General features: G+C 64.1%; 27 protein-coding genes. 13 read left to right on the plus strand and 14 right to left on the minus strand.

The window, feature by feature from the left end; translation table 11 throughout:
• Window positions 1-98: 98 nt before the first annotated feature.
• The 11 genes from JL811_RS10785 to JL811_RS10835 form a co-directional block, all read right to left on the minus strand.
• Window positions 99-932: a DUF481 domain-containing protein gene (locus tag JL811_RS10785; RefSeq protein WP_202688638.1), complete on the minus strand. Its 834-nt coding sequence runs from the start codon at window positions 930-932 to the stop codon at window positions 99-101.
• A gap of 285 nt (window positions 933-1,217) precedes the next feature.
• Complete coding sequence (locus tag JL811_RS10790; RefSeq protein WP_202688639.1) at window positions 1,218-2,099, minus strand: LysR family transcriptional regulator; 882 nt, start codon at window positions 2,097-2,099, stop codon at window positions 1,218-1,220.
• A 239-nt stretch (window positions 2,100-2,338) separates the two neighbouring features.
• Window positions 2,339-2,827 carry a transcription antitermination factor NusB gene (nusB, locus tag JL811_RS10795; protein ID WP_202688640.1) on the minus strand — a complete coding sequence of 163 codons (489 nt, stop codon included), beginning with the start codon at window positions 2,825-2,827 and terminating at the stop codon, window positions 2,339-2,341.
• The gene (locus JL811_RS10800; protein ID WP_202688641.1) at window positions 2,824-3,345 is read right to left on the minus strand and encodes a 6,7-dimethyl-8-ribityllumazine synthase; all 522 of its coding nucleotides are present in this window, start codon (window positions 3,343-3,345) and stop codon (window positions 2,824-2,826) included. Before JL811_RS10800 ends, nusB begins: the two co-directional genes overlap by 4 nt.
• Before the next feature lie 3 nt (window positions 3,346-3,348).
• Window positions 3,349-4,449, minus strand: coding sequence for a 3,4-dihydroxy-2-butanone-4-phosphate synthase (gene ribB / locus JL811_RS10805; RefSeq protein ID WP_202688642.1), 1,101 nt, complete (start codon window positions 4,447-4,449; stop codon window positions 3,349-3,351).
• A gap of 123 nt (window positions 4,450-4,572) precedes the next feature.
• Entirely contained in the window at window positions 4,573-5,400 is an 828-nt protein-coding gene (gene phnE / locus JL811_RS10810) for a phosphonate ABC transporter, permease protein PhnE (RefSeq protein WP_202688643.1), read from the minus strand.
• Window positions 5,397-6,209 carry a phosphonate ABC transporter, permease protein PhnE gene (phnE, locus tag JL811_RS10815; RefSeq protein WP_202688644.1) on the minus strand — a complete coding sequence of 271 codons (813 nt, stop codon included), beginning with the start codon at window positions 6,207-6,209 and terminating at the stop codon, window positions 5,397-5,399. Before phnE (JL811_RS10815) ends, phnE (JL811_RS10810) begins: the two co-directional genes overlap by 4 nt.
• The gene (gene phnC / locus JL811_RS10820) at window positions 6,209-7,036 is read right to left on the minus strand and encodes a phosphonate ABC transporter ATP-binding protein (protein WP_202688645.1); all 828 of its coding nucleotides are present in this window, start codon (window positions 7,034-7,036) and stop codon (window positions 6,209-6,211) included. The genes phnE (JL811_RS10815) and phnC overlap by 1 nt, the downstream gene beginning before the upstream one ends.
• Before the next feature lie 143 nt (window positions 7,037-7,179).
• Window positions 7,180-8,127, minus strand: a complete 948-nt coding sequence (gene phnD / locus JL811_RS10825) for a phosphate/phosphite/phosphonate ABC transporter substrate-binding protein (RefSeq protein ID WP_202688646.1) — start codon at window positions 8,125-8,127, stop codon at window positions 7,180-7,182.
• Window positions 8,128-8,357: 230 nt separating this feature from the next.
• On the minus strand, window positions 8,358-8,909 hold the full coding sequence (locus JL811_RS10830) for a hypothetical protein (protein ID WP_202688647.1): 552 nt from the start codon (window positions 8,907-8,909) through the stop codon (window positions 8,358-8,360).
• Window positions 8,906-9,508, minus strand: coding sequence for a riboflavin synthase (locus tag JL811_RS10835; protein ID WP_202688648.1), 603 nt, complete (start codon window positions 9,506-9,508; stop codon window positions 8,906-8,908). Before JL811_RS10835 ends, JL811_RS10830 begins: the two co-directional genes overlap by 4 nt.
• 242 nt (window positions 9,509-9,750) lie before the next feature.
• On the opposite strand from JL811_RS10835, the gene JL811_RS10840 reads away from it, so the two are divergent.
• From JL811_RS10840 to JL811_RS10850, 3 genes are all read left to right on the plus strand, one after another.
• Window positions 9,751-11,040, plus strand: a complete 1,290-nt coding sequence (locus JL811_RS10840) for a capsule biosynthesis protein (protein WP_202688649.1) — start codon at window positions 9,751-9,753, stop codon at window positions 11,038-11,040.
• 97 nt (window positions 11,041-11,137) lie between these two features.
• Window positions 11,138-12,268, plus strand: a complete 1,131-nt coding sequence (locus JL811_RS10845; protein ID WP_202688946.1) for a polysaccharide biosynthesis/export family protein — start codon at window positions 11,138-11,140, stop codon at window positions 12,266-12,268.
• 7 nt (window positions 12,269-12,275) lie between these two features.
• Window positions 12,276-14,357: a capsular polysaccharide biosynthesis protein gene (locus tag JL811_RS10850; RefSeq protein WP_202688650.1), complete on the plus strand. Its 2,082-nt coding sequence runs from the start codon at window positions 12,276-12,278 to the stop codon at window positions 14,355-14,357.
• Window positions 14,358-14,694: 337 nt separating this feature from the next.
• On the opposite strand, the gene JL811_RS10855 is transcribed toward JL811_RS10850, so the two are convergent.
• The 3 genes from JL811_RS10855 to JL811_RS10865 all read right to left on the minus strand — a co-directional run bounded on the left by JL811_RS10855 (window position 14,695) and on the right by JL811_RS10865 (window position 16,052).
• On the minus strand, window positions 14,695-15,192 hold the full coding sequence (locus JL811_RS10855; RefSeq protein ID WP_202688651.1) for a MarR family winged helix-turn-helix transcriptional regulator: 498 nt from the start codon (window positions 15,190-15,192) through the stop codon (window positions 14,695-14,697).
• A 138-nt stretch (window positions 15,193-15,330) separates the two neighbouring features.
• A complete protein-coding gene (locus JL811_RS10860; RefSeq protein ID WP_237684927.1) occupies window positions 15,331-15,663 on the minus strand; it encodes a succinate dehydrogenase assembly factor 2 in 333 nt (110 codons plus the stop codon).
• Window positions 15,660-16,052, minus strand: a complete 393-nt coding sequence (locus JL811_RS10865; RefSeq protein WP_202688652.1) for a helix-turn-helix domain-containing protein — start codon at window positions 16,050-16,052, stop codon at window positions 15,660-15,662. Before JL811_RS10865 ends, JL811_RS10860 begins: the two co-directional genes overlap by 4 nt.
• Before the next feature lie 115 nt (window positions 16,053-16,167).
• Here JL811_RS10865 and JL811_RS10870 point away from each other — a divergent pair, with 115 nt between their 5' ends.
• From JL811_RS10870 to JL811_RS10915, 10 genes are all read left to right on the plus strand, one after another.
• Window positions 16,168-17,370, plus strand: a complete 1,203-nt coding sequence (locus JL811_RS10870; protein ID WP_202688653.1) for a pyridoxal phosphate-dependent aminotransferase — start codon at window positions 16,168-16,170, stop codon at window positions 17,368-17,370.
• A 17-nt stretch (window positions 17,371-17,387) separates the two neighbouring features.
• Entirely contained in the window at window positions 17,388-17,756 is a 369-nt protein-coding gene (locus tag JL811_RS10875; protein WP_202688654.1) for a bleomycin resistance protein, read from the plus strand.
• A 2-nt stretch (window positions 17,757-17,758) separates the two neighbouring features.
• On the plus strand, window positions 17,759-18,172 hold the full coding sequence (locus JL811_RS10880) for a hypothetical protein (protein ID WP_202688655.1): 414 nt from the start codon (window positions 17,759-17,761) through the stop codon (window positions 18,170-18,172).
• A 221-nt stretch (window positions 18,173-18,393) separates the two neighbouring features.
• Window positions 18,394-19,671, plus strand: coding sequence for a 4-aminobutyrate--2-oxoglutarate transaminase (locus JL811_RS10885; protein ID WP_202688656.1), 1,278 nt, complete (start codon window positions 18,394-18,396; stop codon window positions 19,669-19,671).
• A gap of 45 nt (window positions 19,672-19,716) precedes the next feature.
• Window positions 19,717-20,121, plus strand: a complete 405-nt coding sequence (locus JL811_RS10890; protein WP_202688657.1) for a VOC family protein — start codon at window positions 19,717-19,719, stop codon at window positions 20,119-20,121.
• Between the two features lie 189 nt (window positions 20,122-20,310).
• The gene (locus JL811_RS10895) at window positions 20,311-20,667 is read left to right on the plus strand and encodes a hypothetical protein (protein WP_202688658.1); all 357 of its coding nucleotides are present in this window, start codon (window positions 20,311-20,313) and stop codon (window positions 20,665-20,667) included.
• A gap of 166 nt (window positions 20,668-20,833) precedes the next feature.
• The gene (locus tag JL811_RS10900) at window positions 20,834-21,094 is read left to right on the plus strand and encodes a glycine zipper 2TM domain-containing protein (RefSeq protein ID WP_202688659.1); all 261 of its coding nucleotides are present in this window, start codon (window positions 20,834-20,836) and stop codon (window positions 21,092-21,094) included.
• 245 nt (window positions 21,095-21,339) lie between these two features.
• Entirely contained in the window at window positions 21,340-22,107 is a 768-nt protein-coding gene (locus tag JL811_RS10905) for an energy-coupling factor ABC transporter ATP-binding protein (RefSeq protein ID WP_202688660.1), read from the plus strand.
• Window positions 22,082-22,675: an energy-coupling factor transporter transmembrane component T gene (locus JL811_RS10910; RefSeq protein ID WP_202688661.1), complete on the plus strand. Its 594-nt coding sequence runs from the start codon at window positions 22,082-22,084 to the stop codon at window positions 22,673-22,675. Before JL811_RS10905 ends, JL811_RS10910 begins: the two co-directional genes overlap by 26 nt.
• A gap of 131 nt (window positions 22,676-22,806) precedes the next feature.
• Complete coding sequence (locus JL811_RS10915; RefSeq protein WP_202688662.1) at window positions 22,807-23,352, plus strand: biotin transporter BioY; 546 nt, start codon at window positions 22,807-22,809, stop codon at window positions 23,350-23,352.
• Window positions 23,353-23,484 lie beyond the last annotated feature (132 nt).

The raw sequence follows: 23,484 nt of genomic DNA on the forward strand, positions 1-23,484 counted from the left end.
CAGCTGCACCATCGCGCCGCAGATCAGCTGGCGTCTACGCAAAAAAAGTGGGGCAGGTTTCCCTGCCCCAAGGTCCGTTGAACAAACGGTGGGAAAACTTAGAACCCGTAAACCAGTGAAACACCCAGCTTATTGTCCGTACGGATCGCCCGGCTGTCGTTGTACTCCGAGAGATAGCTCACGCGGGTCGAAAAGGAGTCGGTCATCCGGAAGTTGACACCGAAGTCGTTGTTCACGCGCAGCGCAGTGTCGGAATTCAGGATATCCGTGTCATTGGTCAGGAAGACGTTCGGGTTGAACTGGTAGAAGAAGCGCGAAGAGGCGATGTAGCCCACTTCGGTTTCCGAATCTTCAACGCCGTTCTGCAGATAGCTGACACCAACACCGGCCTGAACGCGCCAGGTCATGTCGGGACGGTTCACGACGCGGTAGCCCGGCCCGAAGCCAAGGAAGGCATCGCGCTTGATGTCTGCCGCTGCGGTGGCCAGACCATCGGTCTGCACACGGCCCAGAACGAAGCCGTAGAAGCTGTTGTTGAAGTAATACGCAGCTTCATAGACGGCAAACACGTCTTCCTTGGTGGCGCTGTTATTCGCCTCCTGGAAATCGACAACGACGCCCAGGCTTTGCACAAACGGACCCTGCGCATGACGCAGACGGGCACCGATGCTCAGATCCTGGCTTTCGTTGTTGCCGGTTTTGCCGGAATAGGCCAGCGAGGCGCTGCCCGACAGTCCCGGACGGTATTCGGGGTTGGCGAAACGCGCCGCATCATTGGCGCGGTCCAGATCGTCCTGAACAACATCTTCCACATCGTCGAGACGGTCATTGAGCGCCCGGGTGCCGGTCAGCGTGTCCTGGGCCAGCGCGACAGTGGTCATTGCGCCAAGCGCCAGCGCCGAGATCGTGCTTTTCAGAAAAAGCGTAGTCATGGCATTTCCTTTCACTTGCTACACCGCCCGGAAAGTTCGAAGTCTTGGGCGGGTCTTTCGATAGCGCTGTCCTAGGGCTTTCCGATCCATGAGAAAAATTCGGAATACTCATGCCATCCATGAGAATTACTCGGGATCGCCAAGGCTTGAATTCCGCAGCACGCCGTCCTTACGCGGCAGGACTGTGCAAAAATCGTGTGAAAACAAGGAAAAAGGGCCGGGCAATCTGCCCGACCCTTCCCTTTTCACCCGCAGAATTGCGCTATTGCGCAAGATCCTTGCAGCTCAGATCTGTTCCAGCACTTCCATTGTGTCATCGCCCGCCTGTTCCGCGATGATTTCGAGTGTCTTTCGCGCCACATCCGCGAGATCTTCGTCCAGATCATCGCGCCAGACCGACCAGACCGGATAGGCAAAACTGGGCGCGCCCTCGACGATGAACAGCCGTTCCTCATCCAGATAGCGCTTGGCATAGCGCGCGGGCAGATAGGCGGCATAGTCGCGATTCACGATAAAGCGCGCCGAAAGCGCCCCCATGGCCAGCGTCAGACCGGGATTTGACAACCCCGGCAGGTGCAACTCGTGGAAATGCAGGAAATCCGGCGACCAGTCGACAAAGGCATAGCGCCCGCGCAAGCTGTCAAGTTCCGCATTCTTCCACGGCGCGACCAGAACCAGTTCCTCATCCAGAACCTTTTCCACCGAAAGCCCCGGGCGCAGCGAGGGCTGATAGGACAGCGAGATCTGCATGACCCCTTCGGTCATCATCCGCGTCAGGGCATCGGGCATGGCAAGCTGTGCGCGCAGGCCCAGATCGGGCAGCGCCTCGCGCAGGGCGTCGATCCAGCGAAAACCCAGCCGGGGCCAGAGCGAGACCTGCGCCCCGATGGTCAGCGACCGGTTGAACCCTTCGGGCACCGCGACCTGCTGGCGCGCCTGTTCCCAGTTGCGCAGCAGGGCCTGTGCATAGCTTTCAAATTCCTGCCCCGCCGGGGTCAGTTCCGCGCCCTGTTTCGACCGCGTGAACAGCGCGCGGCCCAACTGATCCTCCAGCCGCTGCACCCGCAGGCTGACGGCGGATTGGGTTACAAAAAGCCGTTCGGAGGCCGCGACGAACGACCCGGTGGCGGCGACTTCAAGGAAGGTTTTTATGAGTGCGAGATCCATGCGCGCCATTGCGCCGCAAGTCACCCCGGGGGCAAGACACGCCGGGGCAACCCCCTGTTCCCTCGGCCTGTTTCCGCTTGGAGTCAGAGCCGCTGTTCACGGCAAACGGGATCTGCACCAGCGCCTTGTTGCGTTCCGTGATCGAGGTCCGGGCCAGTATTCAGACCGGCAACCGGACCAGACCTTGCCTGCCCGCAGATTTCCGCCGGCCACGCAGCGGGGGCAAAGACCTGCCCGCCTCAGAACGCGCCGGGCTTGGCCTCGCGCGCCATGTGATCCAGAACCGCATTCACGAATTTCGGCTCCCGCCCCTCGGGAAAGAAGGCGCGGGCCACATCGACATATTCATTGATCGCCACTTTCGGCGGCGTGTCCATATCGACCAGTTCCGCCCCGGCGGCCCGGAACAGCGCGCGCAGCACCGGGTCGATCCGGTCGATGGGCCATTTCGCGACAAGGGCGCGGTCGGTCAACTGGTCGATCTTGGCCTGCCAGTTCACCGCCCGGTCAAGGATCATGCGGAAATGGCGGCTGTCGCCCTCGGCGAATTCGGCCTCGTCGATCACCTCGCCAAAGCGGAAACTTTCGAATTCGCGCGATACGGTCTCGACCGTCTGGCCCGAAACCTCCATCTGGAACAGTGCCTGCACGGCATAAAGCCGCGCCGCCGAACGCATCTGCCTGCGGTCGGGTTTCGCGGATTTCGGGGGGGTCTCGGTCTCGGTCATGCGCGGAACGTATCCTCGGGCGGGCGGAATCCGATGCCCTTGCGGGCGCCGGACCAGCGGCGCGACAGGGTGATCAGGTGAAGGGCTGCAGCGGCGGCGGCGCCGCCCTTGTCCTGCCCGGCGGGATCGGCGCGGACCTCGGCCTGCGCGCGGTTTTCTACGGTCAGGATGCCGTTGCCGATGCAGGCACCCTGCAATCCCAGAAGCGAGATCGCACGGGAACTGTCATTGCAGACCGTTTCATAATGCGTCGTCTCACCCCGGATCACACAGCCAAGCGCCACATAGCCGTGGTAATCGGCCTGCCGTTCGGCCATGGCAATCGCGGTCGGCACTTCCAGCGCGCCGGGAACCTCGATCAGATCGGCCACTGCGCCGCAGCGCGCCGCCATGGCCTGTGCGCCCGCTATAAGGCTGTCAGCAATGTCGCGGTAATAGGGCGCGACCACGATCAGCAGCTTCACCGGACGGTCGAATTCCGGCAGGGGCATCGTGTAATGGGTCTCAGCCGTGGCCATGGATCACCCTTTCGAAATCGGGCGCGTGCCCGTGATGGTGAGATCATAGGCATCCAGCCCGACAACCCGGGGCTGGGGCGAATTGGTCAGCAGAATCAGATCCCGCAGCCCCAGCGAGGACAGGATCTGCGCCCCAAGCCCGTATTGGCGCAGGATCTGCGGGCTGGCCTCGGGGCCGGTGACCAGCTTCATGTGCAGATCGCGTAGCAGGACCAGAACGCCGCGCCCCTCGGCCGCGATCAACTTCATGGCATCGCCGAATTCAGCCGTGCGTCCGGCCGGGCCCAGCCCCACCACATCCATCAGCGGATCCATCGTGTGCATCCGCACCAGAACCGGCGCATCCGTGGTCACATCGCCCTTGATCAGCACCACATGCTCGGCCCCGTCGGCAGCATCGGCATAGATGCGCAGCGTCCAGTCACCGCCGAATTCTGACGCGACCGTGGTTTCCGAGGTCACCCGCACCAGATTGTCATGCCGCCGCCGATAGGCGATCAGGTCCGAGATCGTGCCGATCTTCAGCCCGTGTTTCTGCGCGAAGGCCACCAGATCAGGCAGCCGCGCCATGGTGCCGTCATCATTCATGATCTCGCAGATCACGCCGGACGGGTTCAGCCCGGCCAGCCGGCTGACATCCACCGCCGCCTCGGTATGGCCCGCGCGCACCAGAACACCGCCATCGCGCGCGCGCAGCGGGAACACATGGCCCGGCGTCGCGATATCCTGCGGCCCCTTGGTCGGATCAATCGCCACGGCCACGGTCAGCGCCCGGTCAGCGGCCGAAATACCGGTCGAAACCCCGTCCCGTGCCTCGATGGACATGGTGAAAGCGGTTTCATGGCGTGATGAGTTCTTGGGGCTCATCAAGGGCAGGCCAAGCGCCTCGATTCGCGCGGCAGGCAGGGCCAGACAGATCAGCCCGCGCCCATGGGTCGCCATGAAGTTGACCGCCTGCGGCGTGCACATCTGTGCCGGGATTACCAGATCACCCTCATTCTCACGATCCTCATGATCGACAAGAATGAACATCCGCCCGTTGCGGGCATCGTCGATGATCTCCTCGACCGAGGAAATCGCATCGGAGTAGTCGGTCTGGGTCATGGCAGCGTCCCGTGCATTCCGGTCAGGTCATGCGCAGCCCATAGCGCGCCCTTTCGCGAATTGCCAGAGCCTGCCAACCGTCCGTGACGGCATGGCAGGGTGGCCGCATCCGGGCGGGGCGTTTCAGATCAGCGCCGCCCGCACCCGGGCCGAGACCCATTCCGACACCAGCACGGTGCCAAGGATCAAAAGCAGGATCACCGCGACCTGCGGCCATGCCAGCACATTCAGGCTGGCCTGCAACTGCGCGCCGATCCCGCCTGCCCCCACCAGCCCCAGAATGGCGCTTTCGCGGATATTGATATCCCAGCGGAAAACCGAAATGCCGTAGAATGTCGGCAAAACCTGCGGCACGATGCCGTAATTCAGGATCTGCGCCTTGCTGGCGCCGGTCGCGGTCACCGCCTCGATCTGGTTGATATCGGTTTCCTCGATGGCCTCATACAGCAGCTTGCCGATAAACCCGACCGAGCGGAAGCCGATGGCAATGATCCCCGCCAGCAGCCCCGGCCCAAGGATCGACACCAGCAGCAGCGCCCAGATCAGCGAGTTGATCGACCGTGTCGCGACAATCAAGAACAGCGCGAAGGGCCGCAGCACAAGACGTGAGGGCGTGGTGTTGCTGGCCGCCATGAAGGCCAGCGGCACGGCAAGGATGATCCCCAACAGCGTGCCGAGTGTCGCGATGCTGATCGTATCCCAGAGCGGTTGCCAAAGCTGGCCCAGATATTCCCAGCGGGGCGGCAGGGCGCGGCTGAACAGATCCTGCGCCGCGCGCGGCGCGTCATAGACAAAGACCCACATTGTCCGGGCCGTCATCAGGTTCCAGCACCAGACGAACATCCCGACCATGAAGGCCCAGAACACCCAGAGCAGAAGTGCCGTGCGCGGCGTGCGATGCCGCCAGATCGTCGCATGTGTCACGCTGCCGGTTGTCACGCTGTCGGTCATTTCACCAGCCTCCGCAGATGGCCCGAGGCATATTCGCAGATCATCACGATTGCGATGATGATCAGCAGGATCGCGCCCGCACTGTCATATTCATACCGGCTGAGCGCGGTGTTCAGCGTGCCGCCGATCCCTCCCGCACCGACGATGCCGATCACGGCAGATTCGCGGAAATTGATGTCGAAGCGATAGGCCGACAACCCGATCAGCCGCGGCATGACCTGCGGTTGTACCGCGTAATTGACCAGTTGCAGCCATGAGGCCCCGGTCGCGCGGATCGCCTCGGACTGCGATTCGTCGATATCTTCGATATCCTCGGCCAGAAGCTTGCCGATGAAGCCGATCGTCGCGAAGGTCAGGGTCAGGAAACCCGCAAAGGCGCCAAAGCCGAACAGCGCGACAAAGAAGATCGCGACGATGATTTCCTGCAGCGCCCGGCTGGCTGCGATGATGCCCCGGCAGATCAGGTAGATCCAGCGCGGCGCGATGTTGCGCGCGGCCCCCAGCCCGATGGGAACCGACAGCGCCACCCCCACAACGGTGGAGGTGAATGTCATCGTCAGGCTTTCCATCAGCCCGGTCGAGATATCGCGCCAGCGGGTCGTGAAATCGGGTTGCAGGAAGCCCCCGATGAAGCGCTGCCCGCGCTCCAGCCCGTCCATGACGCGGGTCCAGTTCACCTCGACCGAACCGATTGCAAGGACCAGATACAGGATCGCCCCGGTCCACAGGATGATCCGCCACATGCGTGACTGCACCAGCTGCGGCGGACGCCGCCACTGGCCGGGATAGGGTTTTGCGGTTTCGGTCATCACAGCGCATCCATCAGTTTCTTGGCCTGCGCACGCTCTTCTTCCTCGGCCTCGGCATCCTCGGACGCGCCCTTGCGCATCGCGGTCCAGTCCTCGGCGCCATAAATCGTCGTCAGCACATCCTCGGTCAGTTGCGCGGGCGTTCCGTCGAACACGACCCGCCCCGCCTGTAACCCGATGATGCGGTCGGTGAATTGCTGCGCCAGCACCACGTCGTGAATGTTGATGATTGCGGGCAGACCGCTTTCGCGGCAGATTTCGACGATCAGCCGCATGATCTGGCGCGAAGTGCGCGGATCAAGGCTGGCGGTCGGCTCGTCGATCAGCAGAAGTTCCGGCTCCTGTTCCAGCGCGCGCGCGATGCCCACGCGCTGCCGCTGCCCGCCCGACAGCGCATCGGCGCGCTTGTCGACATGGGCCGACAGGCCAACCCGGTCCAGCAGCCGGTAAGCCATCTGCACATCCTTGGCCGGATAGCGCCGCAGAAAGCTGCGCCAGAACCCGACATAGCCCAGACGGCCCGACAGCACGTTTTCCATCACGGTCAGCCGCTCGACCAGCGCATATTCCTGAAAGATCATGCCGATGCGCCGCCTTGCGCGGCGCAATTCGGTATTGCTCAGACGCGTGATATCGGCACCGTTCAGCCGCACCGCGCCTGCACTTGGTTCCACCAGCCGGTTGATGCAGCGGATCAACGTGGACTTGCCTGCCCCCGAGGGTCCGATCAGCCCGACAACCTGCCCTTTCGGCACGGTAAAGGACACATCCGACAAGGCCCGGTCGCCGGTTTTATAGGTCTTGGTAAGCGTCTCGACGGACAGCATCGCGGTCTCCGGTCTGGGGCGTGGCAGGGCCGGTCAGGGCACCCGCACGGACAAACATTTTACAAAGAGGAATACACAGGCGCAGAACAGTGGCGAAAGGGGCAAGGCCGCGCCCTGCCCCTTTGCCATGCCACCTTTGCAGGTCAGCTGCAGCTGTAGCTCACTTCCATGGCCGCATCGATCTCACGCACCACGCTCCAGTTGTCCTTGAAGGTGATCGGGATGAACTGTGCCTCGCCGGAGTTCTTGAACTCGGCTTCCATCGCCGTGCCTTCCCACACGAAGCTGAAGAAGGCCTCGCGGATCTTCTCCTGCAGTTCCGGCGTCAGGTTGTGCGCGACGCCATAGCCCGTGGTCGGGAAGGTTTCCGACTTGTAGATCGTCACGATCTGGTCGGGCGTGATGACATCCCGCTCGATCATGCGTTTGGCAACCGAATTCGCGATTGCGGCGGCGTCATAATCCTTGTTGGCAACCCCGAGGATGGAATTGTCATGTCCGCCGGAAAAGGCCGGTTCGAAATCGGTGCCCGCTTCCATGCCATAGGTGGCCTTCATCAGCGCCGACGGGGCCTTGAAGCCGGAATTGGACGTTTCCGCCGTGAAGGCCATCTTGCGGCCCTTGATATCCTCGACCTTCTCGATGCCGGAATCCGGATAGGTGATGAATTCCATCTCATAGCCGAAGCTGCCGTCTTCCCGCGCCATCATCGCGAAGGGGCGGAAGCCCGCACAGGCCACGGCCAGCGGGTTCGATCCGGTGTTGAAGCCCGCCACATGCAGACGTCCCGCCCGCATCGCCTCGATCTGGGCGGCGTTCGATTGCACGGGGAAGAATTCGACCTGCTTGCCGGTCACTTCCGACATATGGTCCAGAAAGGGCTTCCAGACATCGGCATAAACGGCGGGATCCTCGACCGGCGTATAGGCGAAAACCAGCATGGACGGATCGACATGCTGTGCCGGATCGGTCGGGATATCGGCGATGTAATCGCCATCAGCATCTGTATAGCGTGCATCCAGCGGGAACTCGGCCGCAGCCGAGCCGGCAAAAAGCGTAAGCGCTGCTGCGGAAAGCAGAAGGTGTTTCATGGTCGTTCTCTCCTGTCATCGGTCCGTCGCTTGTTATGGGGTGCCGGTGACGGCGGGACGACGGTTATGTAACATTGTGATGACAGCGCGGAATTTGTCCTTTGGTCAACAAAATCTTTCGGATGCCCGAAAAACGCGCAGAAACGCAGGCAGATTGCTGCAAGAGAAAGCATCGCCTGCCCCCCATTCCCCTGCCCTCGACGCTGCCCTTGGCCGCCAGCGACAGGGAATCACCCCGTGGCAAAGACCCGTTCGGCAGGCAGATAGGCCGCCAGACGCCCGGCCATCGCCCAGTCGCGTTCGCCGCCGTAACCGCCCACCAGAATCGCGCCGTCGCCCGGGCAGGAGCCAAGGGCCGCACGGATCATCTCCGCCTGAACGCGGAAGGGTGACAGGACCGGCGGTGCAGGCCATGCCGCGTCCAGCGGGACCTCCAGCATCGCACCGGGCGTCAGTGGCGGGGTGGCAAGACCGATGCGCGCGGCCTTCACCGCCGCCAGATGGGCCTTGCGGTCGGGCGTGACCCCGCCGCCCCGTTCCATCCCCAGTGCATTCGACGAAAACAGGACCGCCACGACATCGCGCCCGGTCGTGGCGCGGATCCCGGCATAGGTGGAATAATCCAGCCCCAGTTCGGCGGCCCGTTTCAGACGCCCGCGCAGCACCTCAATCGGCAGATGCGGCAGCAGCGCCTTGCGCGCCGCCCCCCAGCAATGCCGCCGCCAAGCGGTCCCCGGCGCAAGCTCGGGGCCGCGGTTATGACCGATCCCTGCCCCCGTCATCTTGCTGCCCAGTCCCGCAGCCGCGCCACATAGCGCGCCATCGTGTCGACCTCGATATTCACCCGGTCGCCGACCGCCACCCCGCCCCAAGTCGTGGCCTTTTGCGTATGGGGAATGAAATTCACCCCGAAATCAGGGCCATCGACCTCATTCACCGTCAGCGATGTGCCGTTCAGCGCAACCGACCCCTTGGGGGCGATGAACCCGGCCAGCGCCTCGGGCGCGCGGAAGGTGACGCGGGTGCTGTCGCCCTCGCTGCGCATCGCCACCACCTCGGCCACGCCATCGACATGGCCCGAGACGATATGCCCGCCCAGTTCATCCCCGACCTTGAGCGCGCGTTCCAGATTGATCCGCCGCCCCGCCTGCCACCCGCCCAGCGTGGTTTTCGACAGGGTTTCGCCCGAAATCTGCACATCGAACCAGTTCTGCGGCGTGCGTCCAAGCGCGATCACGGTCAGGCAGACCCCCTCACAGGCGATGGAGGCACCGATATCAATGCCGGACGGATCATAGGCTGTGCCGATCCGCGCGCGCAGATCGCCTGCCTGTTCCAGTTCCAGAACCTGTCCGATATCGGTGATGATGCCCGTGAACATGAAAAGCCTCCGTTTTTGCCACATCAAGGGGTAATCAGCCGCGCGGCGCGGCGCAAGGGCGGCCGCCATCCACAGATGCCGGGCCATAATTCCGCCGCGCTTTGCAATCAACTTGCGCGCAGGTGTTAACTTCTTCTTTACCAGCCCTCCCGGGCATGATGGATGGCAGACAGCCGCCCGATACAGGCAAATGCAACGGGCGGACGAAATGCAAGCGCCGGATAGGGCAACAGGGTTGCGAAATGCGAATTTCGGGTGAGGACCGCCGGTTTCTGTTTCTTCAGGGCCCGCATGGGCCGTTTTTTCACCGGCTGGGCCGGATGCTGCGTCAGGCGGGCGCCACGGTGCAGCGCGTCGGCTTCAATCGGGGCGACCGCGCCTTCTGGTCTGACCGGGCGGGGTTCATCCCCTTTCGGGGCAGGCCCGAGGATTGGCCCGATGTCTTTGCCACGCTGATCGCCGAGCATCGCATCACCGATATCGTGCTTTACGGCGACACCCGCCCGATCCATGCCCATGCGGTACGCATCGCGCGCAAGGCAGGGCTTGGCATACACGTCTTTGAAGAGGGGTATCTGCGGCCCCATTGGGTGACCTATGAACGCGGCGGCGCGAATGGCCATTCGCGGCTGATGCAGCAATCGGTGGCCGAGATGCAGGCCGCGCTGGCCCATTCCGACATGGACCTGCCCGATGCGCCCGCCCGTTGGGGCGACATGCGCCAGCACATGTTCTGGGGCGCGCTTTATCACTGGTTCGTGCTGACGGGGTTCTGGGATTTCCGCAACTTCCGCCCGCATCGCGCGCTGACGGTGCGGCAGGAGTTTCTTCTGTATTGCAGGCGGCTGCTGCTTTTGCCGTTCCATCGCTGGGAACGGATGCTGGCCTCGTTCCGCATCCGGCATGGCGGCTTTCCCTATCATCTGGTCCTGCTGCAACTGGAACATGATGCCAGTTTCCAGATGCATTCGCCCTTTTCCACGATGACCGAATTTCTTGCCGTGGTGATGGACGGGTTCGCCAAGGGGGCCGCGCCGCATCATCATCTGGTGTTCAAGGCCCATCCGCTTGAGGATGGCCGCGTGCCCGTCGCGCGTGAAATCCGCCGCCTTGCGCGCGAACACGGGGTCGCCGCCCGGGTGCATTTCGTGCGCGGTGGTAAACTTGCGGGACTTCTGAACCACGCGCGCTCGGCCGTGACCGTCAATTCCACCGCCGCACAGCAGGTGCTGTGGCGAGGGCTGCCGCTCAAGGTGTTCGGGCAGGCCGTCTATGCCAAACCCGAATTTGCGTCCTCACAACCGCTGGCGGAATTCTTTGCCCGCCCCACCCGGCCCGACAGCCGCGCCTATCGCGATTTCCGCCATTATCTGCTGGAAACCAGCCAGATCGCGGGGGGGTTCTATTCGTCTCGCGGGCGGCGCGAATTGCTGCGGCAGGTCGTCGACATGATGCTGTCCCCGGAAGATCCCTATGATGCGCTGCGCTCGGGAAACGCGGCACCACGGCAACAGTTGCGCGCCGTAAACTGACGCGCGGGCGATCTTCTGGCAATTTTCCCGGCCTTTCTGTAGGTTTGCAGAAAAAAGCTGAGGCAAAATCCAAAAAGGAGCCCGGGCAGTGAAAATCATGGCAAGGAAGGGGGCCAATGGGCTGGCCCTCGCATTGGCCGTTATGGCCATCGGATCCTGCGGTCTGCCGCGATCCGGACCCAACAAGTCCGAAATCTTCGCGGGATCGGTGATGAAAGAGGGCGATGCCTTCATCGTCACGGTCAACAGCCGCGTCACCCGCGCCACCGCCGTCACCCCGGCGCTTGGCTTCGGATCCTCGTTCCGCAATGCTGGCGTCATGGGGTCCGACACGATCGCACCCGGTGACACGCTGTCGCTGACGATCTTCGAAAACGTCCGCGACGACCCGCTTCTGGGCAATACCGGGCAGCGCGTCTCGGTTCTGGAAACCGTGCAGGTCGATGGCTCGGGCTTTATCTTCATTCCCTATGCGGGCCGCATCAAGGCGGCGGGCCAGACGCCCGAGGGGCTGCGCGGCGCGATCACCCGCAAGCTGGACACCCAGACCCCCGATCCGCAGGTCACCGTGCAGCGCGTGGCCGGTGATGGCTCTACTGTCTCGGTCTCGGGCGCGGTCAGCGGTCAGGGCGTCTATCCGATCGAACGGCCCACCCGCACCCTGTCGGCGATGATCGCCCGGGCAGGCGGCGTTGCGATCGAGCCCGCCGTGGCGAAGGTCCGCGTCTCACGGGGCGGCCAGACCGGGCAGATCTGGCTTGAGGATCTTTACGCCAATCCCAGCCTCGATATCGGGCTGCGGGCAGGCGACCGGATCGTGATCGAACGGGACACCCGCGCCTTCGTGGCGCTTGGCGCGACGGGTGCGCAAAGTCGCGTGCCCTTTGAGACACAGACGCTTTCCGCGATTGAGGCGATTGCGCAGGTCGGCGGGCTGAACACCGCGCTGGCGGATCCGACCGGGGTTTTCGTCTTCCGCAACGAACCGGCCGAGATTGCCAATGCGGTGCTGGGACGCAACGACCTGCGGGGCGATCAGCGCATGGTCTATGTGCTGGACCTGACCCAGCCGACCGGCATGTTCGAGGCCCGCGATTTCCTGATCCGCGACGGCGACACCGTCTATGTGACCGAGGCGCCTTTCGTGCAATGGCAGAAAACCCTTTCGGCCATCACCGGCACCGTCGGCGCGGCCGACAGCCTGGGTTCGGTCGGTTCCGGCAGTTGAGGCCCCGGTGCCGGGCCGGAATGATCGCGACAAAGCCGCCGGGGATGTTCCCCGGCGGCTTTTCATCTATTCGGCGGGCTTTCTGCGCGACAGGCGGCTGCGGCGCATCCTGACGCTTGCCGGGCATGAATTGCCGCTTGGCTGGCCCGGTCGCGGCGACGGGGTGCTGGTCTGGGGCCAAAGCCGCTATGCTGCGCGGGGGGAATGGGTGGCGCGGCGCAGCGGCGCGCCCTTGGTGCGGGCCGAGGATCCGTTCCTGCGGTCAATCCGCCCTGGCCGGGCGGGCGATGCGCCGATCGGGCTGATGCTGGATCCGCTTGGCCTGCATTTCGATGCCAGCGCGCCATCCCGGATCGAGGCGATCCTGAACGCGCCGGGGCCGATGGATCCGGGTCTGATCGCGCGGGCCGAACAGGGCATTGCGCGGATGCGGGCGCTGGATTTGTCGAAATACAACAGCCATGATCCGGGGATTGCCCCGCCCCCGGCCGATTATGTGCTGCTGGTCGATCAGTTGCGCGGTGATGCCTCGCTTTGCGGGGCGGGCGTGACCGAGTTCCGCGCCCTATTGCAACGCGCCCGCGATGAAAACCCCGGGCGGCGGATCCTGCTGAAACTGCATCCCGAAACGCTGGCCGGTCTGCGGCCGGGGCATTTCAGCCCGGCCGATGCCGGGCCGGATGTCGCGCTCCTGACCGATGCCCTGTCACCCTGGCGGCTTCTGGAGGGGGCATCGGCGGTTTATACACTCTCGTCGCAACTGGGATTCGAGGCGGTTCTGGCCGGTCATTGCCCGGTGGTTGCAGGGCAGCCCTTCTATGCCGGATGGGGGTTGACGACCGATCTGACCCCGCTGCCCCGCCGCCGGGTCCGGCGCAGCAAGGCCGAAGTTTTTGCCGCCGCGATGCTGCTGGCGCCGCTTTGGTATGATCCCTGCCGCGACCGGCTTTGCGATTTTGAAACCGCCCTTGACCAGATCGAGGCCGAGGCCCGCGCCTTCCGCGAGGACCGCCATGGCCATGTCGCCCTTGGCATGCGGCTGTGGAAACGGGGGCGGTTGCAGGCGGTATTCGGGCGCGAAAAACCGCTGCGCTTTCAGGATGATCCCGCCGCCGCATTGGCCGAGGCCGAGCGGCGCGGCGCGGGTCTGCTGATCTGGGCGGGGAAAGAGCCGGAAGGGCTGGCAGCCCCCGGCGTCTTTGCCGGGACGATCCGGCGGGTGGAGGACGGGTTTTTGCGGTCGCGCGGGCTGGGGGCGGATCTGATCCCGCCGCTCAGCCTTGTGACCGACGATCTGGGCATTTACTACGATCCCTCCCGCCCCAGCCGTCTGGAAAGCATGATCCGCGCCCCCTTGCCGCCCGGGGCCGAGGCGCGTGCGGAGGCATTGCTGGCGCGGATCCTTGCGGCGGGGCTGAGCAAATACAATCTGGACGGGACCGGCGCGATCCCCGGACTGGCGGCAGGCCCTTCCGCAGCAGACAGACCGCGCCGCATTCTTGTGCCGGGACAGGTCGAGGATGACGCGTCGATCCGCCTTGGCGCCGGAGAGGTGCGGCGCAATCTGGACCTGCTGCGCGCCGCACGGGCCGCCAATCCGGGCGCGGTGCTGATCTACAAACCGCATCCCGATGTCGAGGCCGGGCTGCGCCCCGGCGCGCTGAACGGGGCAGATCTGGCCAGTCTGGCCGATCATGTCGCGCGCAAGGCTGATCCGGTGGCGCTAATCGGGCTGGTCGATGAGGTCTGGACGATGACCTCGCTGCTGGGGTTCGAGGCCCTGTTGCGCGGGCGGCGCGTCACCTGTTTCGGCGCGCCCTTCTATGCGGGATGGGGACTGACGCGCGATCTGGGTCCGGTGCCCGCCCGCCGTAACGGCCCGCCGGTGACACTGGCCGCGCTCGCCCATGCCGCGCTGATCGCCTATCCGCGCTATTTCGACCCGGTCAGCCGCCGCCCCTGCCCACCCGAGGTGGTGCTGGACCGGCTGACCAGTGGCACAATCCCCGCCCCCGGCCCGGCGAACCGCCTGCTGGCCAAGTTGCAGGGCCGTTTCGCCAGCCATGCCGCGCTTTGGCGGCGGGGATAACGGCAGCCTATCGGGCCACTTTCCGGGCTGTTTCCAGTCCTTGTGCCAAAATTTCCGCGTGCTGGCGTTTTCACGTGCCGGGGTTTCTGCGTGCCGGGGTTTCTGCGCGCCGGGGTTGCTGCGTGCCGGGCTTTCTGCCATCGCGCACCGCCCATCCCGCGCACCGGCTGTCGCCCGTCCTGCATTGCGCCCGTCCTTGATTTGGGTAGCCGGTGCTGCGCGCATTGTTCCCCGGTTCTGCGCAGTGCCATGCGCTGGACCTGCGGGACGGGTGCCCCCGGTCAAGCGCATCGCCCACACCCCCGAATGGCGGATCTTCCGGCAACCCTGCTCCGCATCAGTAGATATAGCGGATCTGATCAGTCCAGTAGCGTTCCATGCGCTTAAGCGACTGATTGATATCCTCCATCCCCGCCGCATCAATGATGCCGCGCTTTTCGAAACCCTCGGTATGGCGCGAGAAAAGATCATTGAGCACCACACGCACCCCCCGCCCCTTTTCAGTCAGCCGCACCCGGACCGAACGGCGGTCAATCTCGGACCGCTGATGGTGCATATAGCCCAGATCGACGAGTTTCTTGAGGTTGTAGCTGACATTGCTGCCCTGATAATAGCCGCGGGTCTTCAGCTCTCCGGCCGTTACCTCATTATCCCCGATATTGAACAGCAACAGCGCCTGCACCGGATTGATTTCCAGCAGTCCCAGACGCTCGAACTCATCCTTCACCACATCCAGCAGCAGGCGGTGCAACCGTTCCACCAGCGCAAGACTTTCCAGATAGCCCGCCATCAGCGCCCTTTGCGACCCGTCAAGCAGTTTTGTATGCACCGTCATCATCCTCTCCGCCCCGGATACGATCAGGGGCAGAATCGGCACAAAGCACAAACAAACCGTAAACTCGCGCCAGATTTGCGGCAAATCGCGGGAAATGCCGCCGGTCCAGGGCCTTACGCTGCGTGGCGGCACAAGATTTCAGCGCCGGCCGGGACCGTCGGGCCGGAGGGCACCCGGCCGCAGGCGGTCGCGGGCATCGCCCGCGATCCGTCCGATCAGCCCGGCATAATCGGCAGGCGGGGCCGCTTGCCCCAGAACCCAGGCCAGCAGATCCTGATCGTTCTCCCACAGCAACCGGTCGAAAAGGTCAAGCTCAGCCGCCGCCATGCTGCCCAGATGGGCCTGCGCCCAAGGGCCCAGAACAATGTCCATCTCCTTCATTCCGCGCCGTCCCGCGCGCATGGCCAGTCGTTTCAGCCGCGCACCCGGATCTTCGGCGCGATCTTCTGCGGGACGTTCGGGCAGCATCATATGGTCTCACGCAGCATGGCGCGCAGCCGTTTTTCCAGATGCCCCATATCCGAGGCCAGCGCCATCATCTGCGCCCGCATACGGGCCAGTTCCCCAAGCGCCTCGGCGGCCCCTGCGCTGCTGGTGGCGGGCTGCGGCGGGCCGTCCAGCCCCTCCCCCTCACCGGTCAGCAGCCAGCGGATCGAGACATTCAGCATCCCCGCCAGCATCTGCAGTTTGTTGGCGCGCGGTTCCAGCGCATCATCCTCCCAGTCGCGCACGGTCTTGAGTTTCACCCCCAGACGGCGCGCAAAGTCTTCCTGACTGAGGCCCGCCGTCTCCCGCGCCCCCGCCACACGATCACCGAATGTTGCCGACTCGTTACTGTACCAGTTGTCCATCGCGGTCATCTTGCCTCTCCTGTCATCCGATAACACTTGATCGGCCATGGCGGGCACCCTATGAGAAGCTGCCGCAAAGTTCAAATCCGGGATCGGCGGCACCCCAAGTTGCGGAGCCCCCAAAATGGCCTTTCTGTCCGATACCCTCGCCCGTGTGAAACCCTCGCCCACCATCGCCGTGACCACCAAGGCGAATGAGTTGAAGGCGGCGGGCAAGGATGTGATCGGTCTGGGCGCCGGAGAGCCCGATTTCGACACCCCCGACCATATCAAGGAAGCGGCCAAGCGCGCGATCGACGCGGGCAAGACGAAATATACTGCCGTCGACGGCATGCCCGAACTGAAAAAGGCGATCTGCGCCAAGTTCGAACGCGAGAACGGTCTGACATACACGCCCGCGCAGGTGACGGTCGGAACGGGGGGCAAGCAGATCCTCTATAACGCGCTGGTCGCGACGCTGAACCCGGGGGATGAGGTGCTGATCCCTGCGCCCTATTGGGTCAGCTATCCCGATATGGTGCTGCTGGCGGGCGGCACGCCCGTCGCCGTGGCCGCCGGGATCGAGACGAATTTCAAACTCTCGCCTGCGGCGCTTGAGGCCGCGATCACCCCGAAAACCAAATGGTTCATCTTCAACTCCCCCTCCAACCCGACCGGCGCGGGCTATACGAAGGCGGAACTGAAGGCCCTGACCGATGTGCTGATGCGCCATCCGCATGTCTGGGTCATGTCGGATGACATGTATGAACATCTGGTCTTTGACGATTTCGAGTTCTGCACGCCTGCACAGGTGGAACCCGGCCTTTATGACCGCACGCTGACCTGCAACGGCGTCTCCAAGGCCTATGCGATGACCGGCTGGCGCATCGGCTATGCGGCGGGCCCGGTCGAGTTGATCAAGGCGATGGCCAAGGTGCAGTCGCAATCCACCTCGAACCCCTCGTCAATCAGCCAGCACGCCGCCCTTGAGGCGCTGAACGGGCCGCAGGATTTCCTTGGCCCCTTCCGTGAGGCGTTCCAGCGTCGTCGCAATCTGGTGGTCGACATGCTGAACGCCTGCGAGGGCGTGACCTGCCCGAAACCCGAAGGCGCGTTTTATGTCTATCCCGACATTTCCGGCTGCATCGGCAAGACCTCAGCCGGCGGCACGAAAATCACGGATGACGAGGCTTTCGCCACGGCGCTCTTGGAGGAGACCGGCGTTGCGGTCGTCTTCGGCGCGGCCTTCGGGCTTTCGCCGAACTTCCGCGTCAGCTACGCTACCTCGGACGCGGTGCTGAAGGATGCCTGCACCCGCATCCAGCAGTTCTGTGCCAGCCTGACCTGACCCGAACCGGAGACCCGATGCCTGCCGACAGGATCACCGCCAATCTGCCGTCGAGGGATTTCGACCGCACAGAGGCGTTCTATGGCAGGCTCGGGTTCCTTCGCGCGTTCCGCAACGAGGGCTGGATGATCCTGCGGCGCGGGCCGCTGGAGATTGAATTCTTCCCGCATCCGCAGGTCGATCCTTTGGGCAGCTGGTTTTCGGCCTGTCTCCGGCTGGACGATATCGACAGCGCCCATGCAGAATGGGCCACCCTTGGCCTGCCGTCGGACCGCACGGCCACACCGCGGCTGACCGGTATTTTCAAACTGCCCGATGCCCCGCGCATGTTTGCGCTGGTGGATGAGGATGGCTCGCTTTTGCGGGTTCTGGACAACGGGGGCTGATCATGTCGGCAGACCTGCCCGATTATTTCTTCCGCGTGCGCGAAAACGGCGCCTTTGTCTTTCGGGTGGATACCGAGAATCGGCAGCGCCGGATCGAGATGGAGCAGATCGCCGCCGTCAATCTGCGCAATGGTGAGGTCAAGCCGCATGGCGACCGCAAGCTGACGGCGGATGATCAGGCCGAGATCGCGCGCTGGATGGCCGCGCGGAGTGAGCTTCTGGCCCGGCGTGAGGTGGATGACATCCTGCGCACGGTGGATCATCTGAACATGACCGCGCAATGGGTGCAGGCGCGGGCCACGGGTGAACAGCTTGATCAGGTGACCGACAGCCTGCTGCTGGCGATGCATGACCTGCGCACCGTGCTGGTGCGCAAGAAGGCCGACCGCCTGACGCGTGAGGGCGGTGGCGACTAGGTGGCGCAATCAGGCCGCGCAAGGCCCTGCCTATTTCACCGCATCAATGCGGCAAGCGTGCAAATTCCTTCGACATTCGTCACTCCCGCGCGCAGATTGTTCGACAATCCCGCCGCAAAGCCGCAGCCTGTTCCCTTTACGACACCGCCTGCCGCCCGCGCCGGTTGATCGGCGCCGCGAAAACGGGTCAGATGGGCCAACCCAAAGACAGAGGTCCGACCATGCAGAACGCTGATATCGCCCGCCGCCGTGATGCGGCGATTTCCCGCGGTGTGGGGATGATGACCCAGATCTATGCCGACCGTGCGCTGAATGCCGAGGTCTGGGATGTCGAGGGCAACCGCTATATCGACTTTGCCGCCGGGATCGCCGTGGTCAATACCGGCCATTGTCACCCCAAGGTCATGGCCGCCGTGACGGAACAGATGGGCCGTTTCACCCATACCTGCCATCAGGTCATGCCCTATGAGAATTACATCCGGCTGGCCGAACGGCTGAATGACAAGGTGCCGGGCGATTTCGCCAAGAAGACGATTTTCGTCACCACCGGGGCCGAGGCCTGCGAGAATGCAATCAAGATTGCCCGTATCGCGACAGGCCGCAATGCCGTCATCGCCTTTGGCGGCGGCTTTCATGGCCGGACCTTCATGGGGATGAGCCTGACCGGAAAGGTCGAACCCTACAAGAAGGGCTTCGGTGCGATGATGCCCGATGTGTTCCATGTGCCTTTCCCGATGGGGCCGCACGGAATTTCAACGGCGGATGCGATGAAAGGCATGGAAAAGCTGTTCAAGGCCGATCTTGACCCCGCCCGCGTCGCGGCGATCATCTTTGAACCGGTGCAGGGCGAAGGCGGTTTCTACCCCGCCCCGGCCGATCTGATCCGCGCGATCCGCAAGATCTGTGATGACCATGGCATCGTGATGATCGCCGATGAGGTGCAGACCGGCTTTGCCCGCACGGGCGCGCTGTTCGCGATGGAAGGCTACGGCGTCGCCGCCGATCTGACCACCATGGCCAAGGGGTTGGCGGGGGGCTTGCCGCTGGCCGCCGTGACGGGCCGCGCCGATCTGATGGATGCGGCCAATCCCGGTGGTCTTGGCGGCACCTATGCGGGCAATCCGCTGGGGATCGCCGCCGCCAATGCAGTTCTGGATGTGATCGAGGAAGAGGATCTGTGCACCCGCGCCAATGAACTGGGATCGCGCCTGAAACAGAAACTGGAAGAGATCCGCGCCACCACGCCCGAGATCATAGACATCCGCGGCCCCGGTTTCATGGTTGCCGTCGAATTTGCCGATCCGGGCACGAAAGCCCCCGATGCGGGCTTTACCGGACGGGTGCGGATGGAGGCGCAGAAGCGCGGACTGATCCTGCTGACCTGCGGCGTCTATGGCAATGTGGTGCGCTTTCTGGCCCCGATCACCATTCCCGAGGCGCATTTCACCGAGGCGCTTGGCATTCTGGAACAGGCCGTCGCCGCCGCCCGTCAGGGCTAGGGCGGCGCTGGCGGCGAAAGGGACGCGACAGGACGGAAGGGGCCGATGCTGCTATACACCACCCTTGGCACCAATGACCTGCCGCGCGCAGTGGCCTTTTACGATCCGGTCTTTCAGGCGCTTGGCCATGCGCGCCTGCCGGACTGGACCGGTGGCTGGGCCGCATGGGGGCAGGATTACGATGCCGGGATCAGCTTCTGCCTCTGCCCGCCTTTCGACGGCCAGCCCGCAACGCCCGGCAATGGCACGATGATCGCCTTTCGCGCCCGCGATGCCGAGGAGGTGCGCCGCTTCCATGCGACGGGTCTGGCGCATGGCGGCACGGATGCGGGCGCGCCGGGTCTGCGGGAGGATTACGGGCCGCAATTCTATGTCGCCTATCTGCGCGACCCCGATGGCAACAAACTGGCGGCGGTCTTTCACCCCTATGATGCAGCATTGGATGGCTGAGGGGTAGCACGCCAGGCGCTTTGAACGGATCGTGGGTCGCCGTGCGGAGGCTTTTGACGGTGTGGCATATGCCTACTCCGTCCTAGGTTGGTGAGCGGGGTCCCAAGTTGGTATAAAGCCGTTTTTGCGTGCGTGAAAGCCCGCCGTTACCTGCTAAAGTGGCGCGACGCAAATGGCTTGAGGGATAAAATGGGAGAGTTGGTTTCGATTGTAGGTGTGGCGATTCCAATGCTGACAATTGCTGGGTCCGCCTTGGCGTTCGTTTGGAAGTCATTCCGTGATGCAAAGGAAGATCGACGGAAACAATTTTTCGAGTTAATGACGCGAATCGACACACATGGCACAATTGCGGGAAAAATTGCAGCCGTGTATCATCTTCGATACTTTCCGGAGCACAAGGATTTTATCATTCGGTTCTGTGACACCCAGAAAGACAATATCAACGGTGACGCCGCTCGGCTCTTGGCAGAGGAAATGGAAAGTACACGCGACTATTTTCGCTCCTTTTTGGACAATCCGCGCGCCAGACCCCGGCCCCGGTTCTGACTCGGCCTCGGTGGCACGCCCGTTCTGAAGGCGCCCGGATGGGCGGTTTCACGCTTTGCCGCAGGCGAGTTCCCGCCACCTGAAAACCAAAAGAAAATTTTTCTGGAACGGAAATCGCTGCCCGTCCGTTAAAGGGATACACGCAACAAAGCGAGCGAGACATACCATGAAAAAATTCATCCTGATGCTGCCCGTCCTTGGCCTTGGCCTTGCCGCCTGTGAGACCCCCGGCCAGAATGCCGCCGTGGGAGCGCTTGGCGGGGCGGCGGTCGGTGCTGCCGTATCTTCGGACAGCGACCGCACCCGGGGTGCGCTGATCGGCGCTGCTGCCGGTGTCGCGGCCTCCACCCTGATCGGACCGGCCCCGCAACAGGGCCAGTGCTATTATCGCAATTCGCGCGGTGAACGCTTCATCGCCGCCTGCTAAGGCGACGTGCACCCTGCAAACGGGGCGCGAAACTGTTGAATGCGGTGCCCTCTCGGGCCCGCGAAGAGGCGGCGCATGAAGCGCCGCCTCTTTTTCCATTGCGCCCCCTTGCCGGTTCCCCGCAGCTTGATATGCGCTGCGTGATACCAGCCGGAGGCCATATGCTTGGCTTCACGTCTGTTCAGGTCTAAAAGGCGCGAAAGACCCGTCTTTGCTTCGCCCTGCCCTGACCGGATAAGCCCGCAATGTCCCAACCCGCCGCCCCGGAGCAGACACCCCCCGGACCTGAGCGGGACAGCGGGATCCTGCTGGAGGATGTCGGCCTGCGTCTTGCCGGGCGCGAGGTTCTGTCAAACATTTCGCTGCATCTGACCGAACGGCGGATCGCCATTCTGGGGCGCAACGGGTCTGGCAAGACCTCGCTTCTGCGGGTCATCGCCGGGTTGATCCCGCCAACGACCGGCTGGATGCGCATCGACGGGCAGGATCCCGCCACGAAGCGCCGCGACATGCTGCGCCGGATTGGCATCCTGTTCCAGAATCCCGATCACCAGATCATCTTTCCCACCGTGGCCGAGGAGCTGTGTTTCGGGCTGATCCAGCAAGGGCTGGACCGCGGCACAGCCACCGCCCGGATGCGCGCGCATCTGGCAGCACAGGGTCGCGCGCATTGGGAGGACCGGCCCGTCACCGCGCTGTCGCAGGGCCAGCGCCAGATGCTGTGCCTGATGGCGGTGCTGCTGATGGAACCGGCCACGATCCTGCTGGATGAACCCTTTGCCGGGCTTGACCTTCCCAGCCGCGCGCGGCTGCGCCGCAGACTGGCGGCCCTGCCCCAGCAGATCATCACCATCACCCATGATCCGGCCGAGATGACCGGCCATGACCGCGCCATCTGGATCGAGGCGGGCCGGGTGCAAAGGGATGGACCAGCCGACGCGGTGGCCGCACAGTTCGTGGAAGCGATGAACCATGAGGGGGCGCTGGATGCTGACGCTGACCTCGCACCATAAGACCGCGCTGCATGCCCTGCCTGCGGGGCCGAAACTGGCAGCACTGGCGCTGATCACGGCGGGCATGTTGGCCCTGCCCACGGCGGCGTCGGTCTGGGCGCTTGCGGTTCTGGTGGCGCTGGTGCATCTGGCGCTGGGGCGCGGCTTTGCGCGGCAGGCGGCGCGCGCCCTGCTGCCGCTCTGGCCCTTTCTGCTGATTCTGCTGATCTGGCATTTCTGGACGGATGCGCCGGAACGCGGCGCGCTGGTCGCGGGCCGGATGCTGACCGCCGTGGCGCTGGCCAATCTGGTGACGATGACGACGCGGCTGGATGCGATGATCGCGCTGGTGGAACGGATCACGCAGCCCGTCGCGCGCTGGCTGCCGCCCCGGCGGCTGGCGCTGGCCATCGCACTGGTCATCCGCTTCACCCCGGTCCTGATGGACAAGGCGGTGATTCTGGGGCAGGCATGGCGCGCGCGGTCTGCCCGGCGGCGCAACCCGCGACTGGTGCTGCCGCTGGTGCTGGCAGCCATCGACGATGCCGAACAGGTGGCCGAGGCGATCCGGGCGCGCGGCGGGGTCTGACGCGCCCCAAGGCCCGGCATCCGGCGCAGGTGGAACGCGGATGCCTCCGGCGGAGGTATCTGGACCAAGATGAACAGGCGTGACCGAGGCTGCGGGCCTGCCGGGACGCCGCGACGGGAGACGAAGAACCGATGGAACGCAGTCTGACCTATATCGCGCTGTTTGCGGCGCTGATCGCAGCCCTTGGGCTGGTGCCGCAGATCACGCTGGCGACCGGCGTGCCGATCACGGCGCAAAGTCTGGGCGTGATGCTCTGCGGCACGGTGCTGGGGGCGCGGCGCGGCGCGCTGGCGGCAGGGCTGTTCGTGGCGCTGGTCGCACTGGGCCTGCCGCTTTTGTCGGGCGGGCGCGGCGGTCTGGGGGTGTTTGTCTCCCCCACGGCAGGCTTTGCGCTTGGTTTTCCGCTGGCGGCTTTCGTCGCGGGCTGGGTGGTTGAAAAATGGCAGGCCTCCATCGGCATCGCGGCCTTTGCCGGTGCGCTGATCGGCGGGGTGGGCGTGCTCTATCTGTGCGGAATCACTGGCATGGCGCTTGTCCTTGGCAAAAGCTGGCCCGAGGCGGCGCTGCTGGTCAGCCCCTTCATTCCGGGCGATCTGCTGAAGGCGGGACTGGCCGCCGGGGTGACGCGGGGCCTTGCGCAATTGCGGCCCGGGGCGGTTCTGTCGCGCGCGGGGTAAGCGGGCGCAGAACAGATGTGACAGGCCCCTGACGCATAGGCCCGGCAGGATCAGCCGGGCCTTTATCTTTCCGGCCCCCGACAGCGGACAGGGGCGTGAAAACACACCCCAAATGCAAAAGGCCCCCGCATT

Origin of the sequence: Szabonella alba, assembly GCF_016765775.1 — a bacterium.
GTDB lineage: Bacteria > Pseudomonadota > Alphaproteobacteria > Rhodobacterales > Rhodobacteraceae > Szabonella > Szabonella alba.